The 11,608-nt window shown below is 67.3% G+C and carries 10 protein-coding genes; 4 read left to right on the top strand and 6 right to left on the bottom strand.

Features of this window, described 5'->3' with window-relative positions; all coding sequences use genetic code 11:
* Positions 1-13: 13 nt before the first annotated feature.
* Positions 14-1,237 carry a serine/threonine-protein kinase gene (locus tag BMZ21_RS15690; RefSeq protein ID WP_091836214.1) on the bottom strand — a complete coding sequence of 408 codons (1,224 nt, stop codon included), beginning with the start codon at positions 1,235-1,237 and terminating at the stop codon, positions 14-16.
* 31 nt (positions 1,238-1,268) lie between these two features.
* On the bottom strand, positions 1,269-2,561 hold the full coding sequence (locus BMZ21_RS15685; RefSeq protein ID WP_091836212.1) for an adenylosuccinate synthase: 1,293 nt from the start codon (positions 2,559-2,561) through the stop codon (positions 1,269-1,271).
* Positions 2,562-2,865: 304 nt separating this feature from the next.
* On the opposite strand from BMZ21_RS15685, the gene BMZ21_RS15680 reads away from it, so the two are divergent.
* The 3 genes from BMZ21_RS15680 (at position 2,866) to BMZ21_RS15670 (ending at position 5,489) form a co-directional block, all read left to right on the top strand.
* Positions 2,866-3,432, top strand: a complete 567-nt coding sequence (locus BMZ21_RS15680) for a dihydrofolate reductase family protein (RefSeq protein ID WP_091836210.1) — start codon at positions 2,866-2,868, stop codon at positions 3,430-3,432.
* Positions 3,433-3,519: 87 nt separating this feature from the next.
* On the top strand, positions 3,520-4,098 hold the full coding sequence (locus BMZ21_RS15675; RefSeq protein ID WP_091836208.1) for a tyrosine phosphatase family protein: 579 nt from the start codon (positions 3,520-3,522) through the stop codon (positions 4,096-4,098).
* Positions 4,099-4,277: 179 nt separating this feature from the next.
* Positions 4,278-5,489, top strand: coding sequence for an amidohydrolase (locus BMZ21_RS15670; protein WP_091836206.1), 1,212 nt, complete (start codon positions 4,278-4,280; stop codon positions 5,487-5,489).
* Between the two features lie 117 nt (positions 5,490-5,606).
* Here BMZ21_RS15670 and BMZ21_RS15665 read toward each other — a convergent pair whose 3' ends face one another.
* From BMZ21_RS15665 to BMZ21_RS15650, 4 genes are all read right to left on the bottom strand, one after another.
* A complete protein-coding gene (locus BMZ21_RS15665; protein ID WP_167561648.1) occupies positions 5,607-7,286 on the bottom strand; it encodes a mucoidy inhibitor MuiA family protein in 1,680 nt (559 codons plus the stop codon).
* A gap of 182 nt (positions 7,287-7,468) precedes the next feature.
* Positions 7,469-8,380: a hypothetical protein gene (locus tag BMZ21_RS15660; RefSeq protein ID WP_091836201.1), complete on the bottom strand. Its 912-nt coding sequence runs from the start codon at positions 8,378-8,380 to the stop codon at positions 7,469-7,471.
* Between the two features lie 213 nt (positions 8,381-8,593).
* Positions 8,594-10,216, bottom strand: a complete 1,623-nt coding sequence (locus BMZ21_RS15655; protein ID WP_091836199.1) for an ABC-F family ATP-binding cassette domain-containing protein — start codon at positions 10,214-10,216, stop codon at positions 8,594-8,596.
* Between the two features lie 80 nt (positions 10,217-10,296).
* On the bottom strand, positions 10,297-10,905 hold the full coding sequence (locus BMZ21_RS15650; RefSeq protein WP_091836197.1) for a TetR/AcrR family transcriptional regulator: 609 nt from the start codon (positions 10,903-10,905) through the stop codon (positions 10,297-10,299).
* A 77-nt stretch (positions 10,906-10,982) separates the two neighbouring features.
* On the opposite strand from BMZ21_RS15650, the gene BMZ21_RS15645 reads away from it, so the two are divergent.
* On the top strand, positions 10,983-11,588 hold the full coding sequence (locus BMZ21_RS15645) for an NAD(P)H-dependent oxidoreductase (RefSeq protein WP_091836195.1): 606 nt from the start codon (positions 10,983-10,985) through the stop codon (positions 11,586-11,588).
* Positions 11,589-11,608 lie beyond the last annotated feature (20 nt).

Here is an 11,608-nt window from a genome sequence, read left to right as displayed (position 1 = left end):
GGTCCTGTTCGCCTCAGCCCTGCCAGCGGTTCAGCGCATCGCCGATCGTCTGGTTGCCGGCGCCGCCCTTCTCGAAGGTGATGATGGCGCGCCGGCCGGAGTTGAAGCGGACCGGCAGGTCGATCCAGTTGCGGTTGCGCAGCAGGTCGAGATTGCGCTCGGACTCGACTGGAACGTTCGAGAGGGCCGCCACGAACAGGTTCTCGCCCAGCGCCGAGGAGATCGCGGAGAGCGGCGCGCCGCGCTCGCCCTCCTCGAGCTTGAACTGCGGCACGCCGACTTCGCGGATCGCGTCGTTCGCCGCTTCGCCGGAGGTGGTGAAGCGCATGCCGATGATGTGCGAGGCGGGGAAGGCACTATCGGTGTTGCGCCGGATGGTGAAGTCGAGGGAGAGCCCGGCATCGGCGATTTCGATGGTGGCGCGCACGATCGTCTCGACCGGTCGGCCGGGACCGGCCGTGTCGCTGTCGAGCCGCCAGAGCACGCGGCCCTGAACGGTGCGCGGTTGCTGCGGGGTCTCTGGGACCTCGATATAGAGGATGGCGCGCTGGGCGACGGCGATGTCGCTGCCGGGCTGGGCGCCGGCCTGCTGGTTCGGGCGCTGGCCGGAAGGCTGGCTCGGCGTCGGGGCAGTCTCGCCGCCGGCGCGCTCGCTGATCTTGCCGGCCTGATCCTGCTGCGCCGGGGGAGCCTGGGTTTCGACGCGCGGGCGGACCTGCTGGTCCTGCGGGGCGACCTTGTTGACGTAATAGGCTGCGCCGGCGATCACCGCGACGGCGAGCGCAACACCGCCACCGACGATGGCCGTGCGGACATGGCCAGGGTTGACGCTGCGCTTGCGCGGCGGCGCGACGCGTGGGCGGATCGGCTGGGCTTCGTCACGAGCGGCCGCCTGCTCGTCGAAGCTCGGCGGTTCCTGCGATACCGCGGGGCGCGGCTTCGGTTCCGGTCGCGCAGGCGGTGTCGCGGCAGCCGCCGGCGGCTCGTCCAGCAGGAGCGGTGGCAGGCTCGGCTCGATCGCCTCGGCGAGGGCGATCTCGGCTTCGATGCGCGACACGGCCTCATCGAGCGAGAGTCGCTCGCGGGTGATGTCGGCTTCGGAAAGCGGCGGGTCGAGGCTGCGCAATTGCGCGAGCAGCGCCGTGCGCGCGCGATCATAGACCGCGCGGCGTGCTTCCGGAGACTTGTCGGTCAGTCCGGCGATCGCACGCGCCAGAATGGGGTGGAAATCGGCCATTGGCCTCACATGTCCGGGTTGGTTTGGCCCGTCAACCCTCGAACGGGTTCTGGACCAGGATCGTATCGTCGCGCTCGGGGCTGGTCGACAGCACCGAGACGGAGGCGCCGATCAGCTCCTCGATACGGCGTACATATTTGATCGCCTGCGCCGGCAATTCTGCCCAGGAGCGAGCGCCGGCGGTCGAGCCCTCCCAGCCCTCGATTACCTCGTAGATCGGTTCGACCCTTGCCTGGTCGCGCTGGCCGGCCGGCAGGTGCTCGAGGATCTCGCCGTCGAGCCTGTAGGCGGTGCAGACCTTGATCTCCTTGAAGCCGTCGAGGATGTCGAGCTTGGTCAGAGCGATGCCGTCGATGCCGGAAGTCTTGACCGTCTGGCGCACCAGGCAGGCATCGAACCAGCCGCAGCGGCGCTTCCTGCCGGTGACAACGCCGAATTCCTTGCCCTTCTGGCCGATCAATTCGCCGATCTCGTCGAAGAGCTCGGTCGGGAACGGGCCTTCGCCGACGCGTGTGGTATAGGCCTTGGCGATGCCCAGCACATAGCCGACTGCGGAAGGGCCGAGGCCGGAGCCGGTCGCGGCCTGGCCGGCGACGATGTTGGAGGATGTCACGAAGGGATAGGTGCCGTGGTCGACGTCGAGCAGGGCGCCCTGTGCGCCCTCGAACAGGATGCGCTTGCCGGCGCGGCGCTCGGCGTCGAGCAGAGCCCAGACCGTGTCGGCGTAAGGCAGCACCTGCGGCGCGATCTCGGTCAGCTGCTTCAGCAGCTCGACACCGTCGACTTCGTCGATGCCGAGGCCGCGGCGCAGCGCGTTGTGATGGGCGAGCAGGCGCTCGATCTTGGCCTTCAGGACAGTCTCGTCCTTGAGGTCGATGACGCGGATGGCGCGGCGGCCGGCCTTGTCCTCATAGGCCGGGCCGATGCCGCGCTTGGTGGTGCCGATCTTCAGCGCCGAGTTCGAGGTCTCGCGGAAATGGTCGAGCTCGCGGTGCAGCGGCAGGATCAGCGTGGCGTTGTCGGCGATGCGCAGGTTCTCGGGGCTGATCGCGACGCCCTGCGTGCGCAGCCGGGCGATCTCCTCGACCAGGTGCCAGGGATCGACGACGACGCCGTTGCCGATCACCGAGAGCTTGCCGGGGCGCACGATGCCCGAAGGCAGCAGCGAGAGCTTGTAGACGGTGCCGTCGATGACGAGGGTATGGCCGGCGTTATGGCCGCCCTGGAAGCGCACCACCACATCGGCCTGGCTCGACAGCCAGTCGACGATCTTGCCCTTGCCCTCGTCGCCCCACTGGGCGCCGACCACGACCACGTTCGCCATGGAGGAGATTCCCTCTTTGCTGACCTATCGAGTCAGCGCGAATTCCGGTCGTTCGGCCGGACCGGCCGAACGGAAAGCGCGCTGGCGCAAGCGTCCGCACGAATAAAAACCCCGGCGCAAGGCCGGGGTTTCGGGTGAGGTCCTTGCAAGCCCTCTTCGTCCAAGAGAATGGCGAGGTCAAGGCTGACGGCGGCAAAGCCGGGGAAAGAATTTTTGCGCATGCTGTCGATTCCGCTGCTTCCGGTTCGACGCATTGGCAGAAGGGGCGGTGCAGCACTGCTTCGAAAACCGCTGGAGAAGCAGCATGCGCAAGCTCGTCGTCACCCAGTACATCTCGCTCGACGGTGTCATCGAGGATCCGGTCGGCATGGAGAATTCCGGCCTCGGCGACTGGACCGGGCCGTTCTCGCGCGGGCCGGAAGGCGAGCGGCTGAAGCAGGAGGAGCTCGACGCCGCGGGTTCCCTGCTGCTCGGCCGCCGGACCTACGACGCCTTTGCCGCGGTCTGGCCGCATGTGACCGACAGCCCGTTCGCGGACCAGATCAATGCCTTGCCGAAGCATGTCGCCTCGACGACGCTGACGAACGCCGAATGGCAGGGCACGGCGATCCTGGCAGGCGATGCGCTTGCCGCCATCGCAGCTCTGAAGCAAGCGCCCGGCGGCGACATCCTGGTCTATGGCAGCCTGAAGCTCGTCCATGGTCTGCAGCGCGCCGGGCTGGTCGATGCCTACAACCTGATGGTCTATCCGGTCGTGCTCGGTGCCGGCGGGCGGCTCTTCGCCGAGGGCGTACGCAGCAACCTCGCGCTTGCCGCGGCGACAACCCTGGGCGGGGGCATCCAGTGGCTGCGCTACGAGGCCAGGCCCTGACGGGCAGGGCAGCCCTGCTGTGATCGCGGTTGCGGAGGTGGCCGGGGCGGATTAACCCGGCGCCTTCGAAATCAGGGACAAACGCCGATGCTGCCCATCGCCATTTCGACGCTCACCATCTGCGGGATCGAGGAATTGCCGGCGCAGAGCACGCGCAAGGTCAGCCATGTGCTGTCGCTGCTCGATCCCGACCTGCCGGAACTGCAATCCTTCGTGGCCTATGAGGCGCATGAGCGCACGACCCTGCGTTTCCACGACATCATCACGCCGCAGGACGGCCGCGTGCATCCGACCGAGGCCCATGTCGCCGAGATTCTCGACTTCGGCGCGAAACTGCGCGAGTCGGCGATCAAGCGGCAGGAGGGGCACCTGCTGGTGCATTGCCATATGGGCATCTCGCGCTCGACCGCGGCGATGCTGTCGCTGATGGCGCAGGTGGAACCCGAGGAAGGCGAAGACGCCCTGTTCGCCCGCCTGCGCACGATCCGCCCGCAGGCCTGGCCGAATTCGGTGATGATCGGCTTCGCCGATGCGCAGCTGAAGCGCGGTGGGAAGCTCACCGCGGCGCTTCGCCGGCACTATGCCCATCAGCTCGAGGCGCAGCCGCGCTATCGCCAGTGGATGGCCGATCTCGGCCGCGGCGCCGAAGTCGCGATGGCGGGCTGAATACTCTTCCAGGCCCCCTCGCCGCCGGAACACCCCTCGTCAGTCTCTGGGAGCATGGCGGTTTTGCCGTGTTCGCAGAATGAGTTGGCGGCGATCGGACGTATGAGAAGAACAGGATGGCGACGGGCTGTGGCATGAGCCATGCCTGCAAAAGAACGCCGCAGGCTGGGGATACGATCATGACGAAGCTCGACGACTGGCTCGGCGAACATCACGCCGAGTTCACGGCGATCCGCCGCGACATCCACGCGCATCCCGAGCTCGGCCTGGAAGAATATCGCACCGCAAGGCTCGTCGCCGACAGGCTGCGTGAATGGGGTGTCGAGGTCACCGAGGGCGTCGGCAAGACCGGCGTTGTCGGGGTCATCCGCGGCAATGGGCCGGGACAGCGCGCCATCGGCCTGCGTGCCGATATGGACTGCCTGGCGCTGGAGGAGCTGACCGGGCTGCCGCATGCCTCGACAGTCCCCGGCCGGATGCATGCCTGCGGCCATGACGGCCACACCACCATGCTGCTCGCGGCGGCGCGCTATCTCGCCGAGAACCGGGATTTCGGCGGCACGGTCAACCTGATCTTCCAGCCGGCCGAGGAAGGCCGCGGCGGCGCCAACGCCATGCTGGCCGACGGGCTGTTCGAGCGCTTCCCCTGCGATGCGATCTACGGCCTGCACAATACGCCCGGCCTGCCCGCGTCGCATTTCGGGACGGCGGTCGGCCCCTTCCTGGCGTCGGCCGATTCCTGGCGGGTGACCTTCCGCGGCGTCGGTGGCCATGGCGGCTCGCAGCCACATCGCTCGACCGACATCACCTATGCGCAGGCGCATTTCGTGCTGGGGCTGCAGGGCATCATCGGCCGCAATGTCGCGCCGCTCGACACCGCCGTGATCAGCGTCGGCTTCATCCATGGCGGCGACGAGAACGCCTCGAACGTCATCCCGTCCGAACTCGTCATCGGCGGCACGGCGCGAACCTATTCGAAGGATGTGCGCGATCTGGTCGAGCGCCGCATCGCCGAGCTTGCCGCGGCGACGGCGCAAGCCTGGGGCTGCGAGGCGGAGGCGCATTACCATCGCGGCACGAGCCCGCTGGTAAACGCGGCCGAGCAGGTCCAGGTCGCGGTCGCGGCGGCTTCGGCAGCTGTCGGGGCCGCGCATGTCAACGGCCAGATGCTGCGCGGGACCGGCGGCGAGGATTTCGCCGAGATGATGCTGGTCTGCCCCGGCGCTTTCATGCGCATCGGCAACGGCGTCGCAGCCGACGGCTCCTTCGCCGGCCTGCACACCCCGCTCTACGACTTCAACGACGAGATCATCCCGGCCGGCGTGCGCTACTGGGTCGGCCTGGTCGAGCAGGAACTCGGCCAGGGCTGGCAGGCGATCGCGGCGGAGTGACAGGCCGGGCGGGAGGCGCCCGACCGTCATTGCGAGGAGCGTCAGCGACGAAGCAATCCAGGAGCGGCAGAGCTCTACGTCCCCTGGATTGCTTCGCTGCGCTCGCAATGACGGGAGCTACCGCCGCGTCTGGTCGAAGATCACCTCGCGGTCGCCGGGATACTTGATCCGGTAGGCGAGGCGGATCTCCTTCTGCGCGCCAGGAGCGAGCTCGAAGCTCCAGGCCGAGACGCCGCGCTTGTCGCCGACCTGTTTCTCGGTCGGCGGCGTGCTCTGCGATAAAAGCTCGACCGTGATCGCGCTGTTCTCGGAGAAGGGCACGCGCTCGGTCACTGTCAGCTTTACCGGCTGGGCGTGCAGGCTCTTCACCACCGTCTTGAACTCGCGCTGGTCGGTCCGGGTCGAGCCGAGCCAGCCGGAATCGTTCTCGCGCCGGCGCACCGGCACGCGCGTCACCTTGAGGCGATCGTCGGCGCCGAAGCCGAGCTCGACCTTGTCGCCCGGCGCGACCTGTCCGAGCCGGCCCTTGCCGATATAAGCGCCGTCGCGATGGAGATAGACCTCGCCGGCGAGCAGCGGCGCCTCATCCTCGTGATTGAAGCTGGCCTCCAGATAAGCCTTCTCCTCCAGCTCCGGCGTGGCGCGAGCGGATAGCTCCGGCTTGACCTTGCCCTGCGTCAGGACCACCGCCTTGCTGGAGCCGTCCTGCGGGACGGTGATCCGGCCCGGCACCTTGAAGCTGGCCTGATAGGCGCCGGCGCTGACGCTGGCGGTCTGGACCTCGGCCTTTTTGGGCTCGGCGGCGCCGAGCGCCTGGTCGGGTGTGACGGGCGCCGGTGCGATCGCCAGGGCAGGCGACCTGGCAGTGCGCTCGGAATCCTGCCTCTGCAGGCGCGCCCGTTCTTCATAGACCACTGGCGGCTCGTAGAAGGCGATGCGCAGGGGGGTGAGCTCCGGCGCGCGCGTTCCTTGCGCGGAGCGTGTGGTCGAGAGCTCGACTGCGACCTCGTTCCAGTCCTCGCCGGTGCGCTGGCGCAATTCGGCGCGGCGGGTGAAGGCGATCTCGGCCGCATTGGCGCTGCCGGTCGTCAGCCGGGCCTCATAGACCGGCAGCCAGCTCGCGCCGGCGACGCGGTAGCTGACGGCGATGTCGGCCGCGACGGGCGCCTTGGCCTCGACGGCGATGGCGACATCGCGCCTGGGCTGGCCGGCGCGCGGTGCGAGGGGCCTCGCCTTCTCCAGCGCGGCGATCTCGGCGTCGAGATCCGAGATGCGGTTGCGCAGGGTGAGCAGTTCGCCCTGGACCTTGACCAGCGCCGTGCCGATCGCGTCGAACACGGCCGGCCAATCGCTGACTGGCAGAACCTTGCCGCCTTCGCCCAGCTTGTCCGGGCCGACCTTGCCGAAATTCTCGATGGTGGCGCGCTTGGCCTCGATCGCGCTGATCTCGCCGGCGAGCTTGGCCTTCTCGCCTTGCAATACTCGGATCTTGCCTTCCAGCACCTGATCGAGGGCGGGGCGGGCCTCACCCGGAACCTGGCGGACATCGACCGCGCCGATCGCGAAGGAGCCGTCGCCCTGCGCCTCGACCCGGATCGACGCGGGATCGACGCTGGCAGGCAGGCCGCGCAGCACGATCTGCGAGACACCCTCAAGCAGCGAGGCCTTGCCGAGACGGGTCACGACCGCCCCGTCGGGGTAGACGGTGACACTGTCGATCCTCGAGGCAAGTTCGATCTCGGCGGCGCCTGCGAGGCTCGGCGCGAAAATCAAGGCTGCGGCCAGTCCGGTCTTCATCATTCTAGTCCCCCGACAAATCAAGCAGCCGCGATTTGTCCGGTGGATTTCGGCGCGGCGAGGGCGGAATTGGGCCGGAACGCGGGACAGCGCCGCAAGGGCGCCATCACCGCCCGACGACGATGATTGGCCCTTGCTTGTGCCAGTGCGGTTTTCGCAACGTCAGGAGCAGCCTGCTGCCCTCAAGGCGTCGGCAGCGCCGGAATCATCTGCTCGTTGCCGTCGGAGTTCTTCTGCCGGGCGCGGTCATGCAGGAAAGCGACGACCTGCGCCATGGTGTTGGCGTTGCCGAGCGCATCCGTGGTGTTGTTCACGCTGATGTCGCCAAGGCCGACGGTGTGGAAATACTCATGGGTGACGACGTCGCGCTGGAGATCGGCGTTCGAGGTGAACCAGGACGTGCAGAGGTCGGTGTCCGGTGGCTTGCGGCGCGGTGTCGTCCAGGCGAAGGCCGGCCTGGGATCGCCGCATTTGCCGCCGGCGCGCGCCGCATTGAGCGCTTTCGGCAAGGCGAGGTTTTGCTCGACCAGGTTGATGGCACTTGCCAGCGCGCTGCGGAAGGCCGGGTCCATTGCATTCAGCGGCACCAGCAGCTTGCGCGAGATCACCGCGATGTCGCGCCGATAATTCCGGCGTAACTCGTTGAAAGCGTCCTCGCTGCCACCTGAATCCTCGAAATACTTGATCTGCCGCTGCAGCAGCCGCATCCGGTTCAGCGCGAAGCGCAGGGAGGAGCGGCTCGCGTCCCAGGCCGCGTCGATGAGCGTCGCATCGGTTGGTCCCGATGGCGGGGTCGGCGAAGGCGGGGTGAAGCCGGTCTTCTCGATGCGGTACTTGCCGCGGTAATAGGACGATTCGTACCAGGTATGGTCGTTGCCGCTGGTCAGCGGCCTTTGCCAGCTCTCGCGGGTGGTCGAGCCCTTCCACCAAATGTTGACCAGCTTGGAGCTGGCGGCCCAATTGCCGACGCCGCTCTCCATGCTGCCGAGATCGCGCCAGGTTACGCCGCCGTCGCGCCGGAAATCATATTCCCAGACCCAGCCCTTGACCCGGACGGTCCAGGTTCCGATCAGTAAATCGAGATCGCCTGCCATCTGCCATCCCCATTCGCAGGCAAGTCGAGGCCGGCTGCTGGGGCCGCCTGTCCTTGCGCAAACCAAAGAACGCGTCGCCGGAAGACTGGAGCATAGACCCAGTCAGCGAGATAACGCCAACAGGATTTAGCCTCCGGCGCACCTTTCGGCAGTGGCTTTGTGTAAATCAGGGCAACTTTCGTTAGGGAAACACGGCGCCTGCATCCGCAGCGCTCACCCCCGCAGGCCCGGCGCCTCCTGGCCGGTACTGGCGACGTATTCGGTGTAGCCGCCGCCATAATTGTGGACGCCGTCCGGGGTCAGCTCGAGCACCCGGTTGGAGAGAGCTGCCAGGAAATGGCGGTCGTGGCTGACGAACAGCATGGTGCCCTCATATTGCGCCAGCGCCGAGATCAGCATCTCCTTGGTGGCGATGTCCAAATGGTTGGTCGGCTCGTCGAGCACCAGGAAGTTCGGCGGATCGTAAAGCATCTTGGCCATGACGAGGCGGGCCTTCTCGCCGCCGGAGAGGAAGCGGCAGCGCTTCTCGACATCGTCGCCCGAGAAGCCGAAGCAGCCGGCGAGCGCGCGCAGCGAGCCTTGCCCGGCCTGCGGGAACGAGCCTTCGAGCGATTCGAAAATGGTTTCGTCGCCGTCGAGCAACTCCATGGCGTGCTGGGCGAAATAGCCCATCTTGACGGTGCCGCCGACGACGACCGTGCCTTCGTTCGGCTGCGTGGCGCCGGCGACCAGCTTCAGCAGCGTCGACTTGCCGGCGCCGTTCACCCCCATCACGCACCAGCGCTCCTTGCGCCGGACCTGGAAGTCGAGCCCCTCATAGATCGTCTTGTTGCCATAGCGGACATGCACGTTCTTCAGGGTCGCGACATCCTCGCCGGAACGCGGCGCTGGCTGGAATTCGAACTGCACGGTCTGGCGGCGCTTGGGCGGCTCGACGCGCTCGATCTTGTCGAGCTTCTTGACCCGGCTCTGGACCTGTGCCGCATGCGAGGCGCGGGCCTTGAAGCGCTCGATGAAGGCGACCTCCTTGGCCAGCATCGCCTGCTGGCGCTCGAACTGCGCCTGCTGCTGCTTCTCGGCGAGCGCACGCTGCTGCTGGTAGAATTCGTAATCGCCGGAATAGCTGGTCAGCGTGCCACCATCGATCTCGACGATCTTGCCGACGATGCGGTTCATGAACTCGCGGTCGTGCGAGGTCATCAGCAGGGCGCCGTCATAGCCCTTGAGGAAGCTCTCCAGCCAGATCAGGCTCTCGATGTCGAGATGGTTGCTCGGCTCGTCGAGCAGCATCACGTCGGGCCGCATCAGCAGGATGCGGGCGAGCGCAACGCGCATCTTCCAGCCGCCGGACAGGGCGCCGACATCGCCCTCCATCATCTCCTGGCTGAAGCCGAGCCCGTCGAGCACCTCGCGGGCGCGGCCGTCGAGCGCATAGCCGTCAAGCTCCTCGAAGCGGCCCTGCACCTCGCCGTAGCGGGTGATCAGCTCCTCCATCTCGTCGGCGCGGTCGGGATCGCCCAGCGCCGTTTCGAGCTCCTTCAGCTCGGCGGCGATGGCGCTGACAGGTCCGGCTCCGTCCATCACCTCGGAAACGGCGCTGCGGCCCTTCATGTCGCCGACATCCTGGCTGAAATAGCCGATGGTGGTGCCGCGATCGACGCTGACCTGGCCTTCGTCGGGCAGGTCCTCGCCGGTGATCAGCCGGAACAAGGTGGTCTTGCCGGCGCCGTTGGGGCCGACAAGGCCGACCTTCTCGCCCTTCTGCAGCGCTGCCGAGGCCTCGATGAAGATGATCTGCTGGCCGTTCTGCTTGCCGATGCTTTCGAGGCGAATCATGATGTCCGGGACGCTTGCGAGACTGGAGTTGCCGCGGACTTACAGGGTGGGCGGCGTGTGGGGAACCCCGTGGCGTCGCGTTAGTCCTTCGCGCTGCGCGCGACCATGGCGGTGATCGTCTCGAACAATTCCCGCTTCGCCTCGTCGGCGCCGATCTCGCCGGTCGCCGCGGCATGCGACAGCGCCTCCGCGGCGCCGAGCATCGCGCGCAAGCCGGCGGTCGGGATCGTCCGTCCATCGGCGAAGGGCGCCAGCAGAGCGCGGCAACGCTCGAGGAAGATCAGATCGCAATCGCGCTTCACCGCGGCGAGCTCGGGCGAGCCGGCGAGGGCCGCGACGACGCCGGGGATCTCGCGCCCCTGCGTCAGGACGCAGTCGACATAGGACGAGGCGATCGCCCCTGCCTTGCCGGTGAGGGTGGCCTCGCTGCCGTCGAGCGCCGCCTCCATGATCGCGTATTCCCTGATGTCGAAGTCGCGATAGAGCGCGATCAACAGCCCGCTGCGGGTAGCGAAGTGGCTGTAGGCCACCGGCTTTGCGACGCCGGCCCGCTCGGCGAGGCGGCCGAGCGTCAGGGCGTCGGTGCCCTCTTCGCCGACGATCCGCCAGGCGGTCTCGATGAGCTGGCGCTGGCGATCCTCGCGGGTCAGGCGCTGACGGCGCGGTCGTTCGGGATCCGGGCTTGACATGTCTTATGTACCAAAAGTAACTTACAAAAAGTATATAGCGGTCGCGAGCCGATCGCAATCATCCCAGGAGATTGTCCATGCATGCCCTCGTCGTCGTCGCCCATCCCGATCCCGCTTCGCTCAGCCATGCCGTCGCGCAGGCACTGGCAGACGGCGTGTCCGGCTCCGGCCACAGCGTCGAGATCGCCGATCTCGCCAGGGAAGGCTTCGACCCGCGCTTCTCGCTGAACGATCTTGCCGTCCATCGCCGCGAGATTGCCCAGCCCGCCGACATCGCCGCCGAGCAGGCCAGGGTCGACCGGGCCGATGCGCTGGTGCTGGTCTACCCGATCTACTGGTGGTCGATGCCGGCGCTGATGAAAGGCTGGATCGACCGCGTCTTCGCCAATGGCTGGGCCTATGAGGAGCTCGAGGACATGAAGACGGTCAAGAAGCTCGAGCATCTGCCGGTCCATCTCGTCGCGCTCGCCGGCGCCGACATGCGCACCTTCGCCCGCCATGGCTATTACGGCGCGATGAAGACGCAGATCGACCATGGCATCTTCGGCTATTGCGGCGCGCCGGTCGTGACTTCGGAATTCCTGGTGCCGGTGCCGGACATGTCCGATCATCTCGACACGGCGCGGGCGCTCGGCGGCAAGGTGTTCGGGGCGACTGCTTTGCAGTCGGAGCGGGCTGCCTGAAGCAAGTAGCCTTGACGAAA

Source organism: Allobosea lupini, from assembly GCF_900109525.1.
GTDB lineage: Bacteria > Pseudomonadota > Alphaproteobacteria > Rhizobiales > Beijerinckiaceae > Allobosea > Allobosea lupini.
Note: the sequence above shows the minus strand (reverse complement) of the source record. Positions and strands in the feature narration are given on the sequence as shown.

Coding starts and splice junctions, on each gene's coding strand:
- BMZ21_RS15690 (WP_091836214.1), bottom strand. CDS start 1,237: ATGGCCGATTTCCACCCCATTCTGGCGCGTGCGATCGCCGGACTGACC.
- BMZ21_RS15685 (WP_091836212.1), bottom strand. CDS start 2,561: ATGGCGAACGTGGTCGTGGTCGGCGCCCAGTGGGGCGACGAGGGCAAG.
- BMZ21_RS15680 (WP_091836210.1), top strand. CDS start 2,866: ATGCGCAAGCTCGTCGTCACCCAGTACATCTCGCTCGACGGTGTCATC.
- BMZ21_RS15675 (WP_091836208.1), top strand. CDS start 3,520: ATGCTGCCCATCGCCATTTCGACGCTCACCATCTGCGGGATCGAGGAA.
- BMZ21_RS15670 (WP_091836206.1), top strand. CDS start 4,278: ATGACGAAGCTCGACGACTGGCTCGGCGAACATCACGCCGAGTTCACG.
- BMZ21_RS15665 (WP_167561648.1), bottom strand. CDS start 7,286: ATGAAGACCGGACTGGCCGCAGCCTTGATTTTCGCGCCGAGCCTCGCA.
- BMZ21_RS15660 (WP_091836201.1), bottom strand. CDS start 8,380: ATGGCAGGCGATCTCGATTTACTGATCGGAACCTGGACCGTCCGGGTC.
- BMZ21_RS15655 (WP_091836199.1), bottom strand. CDS start 10,216: ATGATTCGCCTCGAAAGCATCGGCAAGCAGAACGGCCAGCAGATCATC.
- BMZ21_RS15650 (WP_091836197.1), bottom strand. CDS start 10,905: ATGTCAAGCCCGGATCCCGAACGACCGCGCCGTCAGCGCCTGACCCGC.
- BMZ21_RS15645 (WP_091836195.1), top strand. CDS start 10,983: ATGCATGCCCTCGTCGTCGTCGCCCATCCCGATCCCGCTTCGCTCAGC.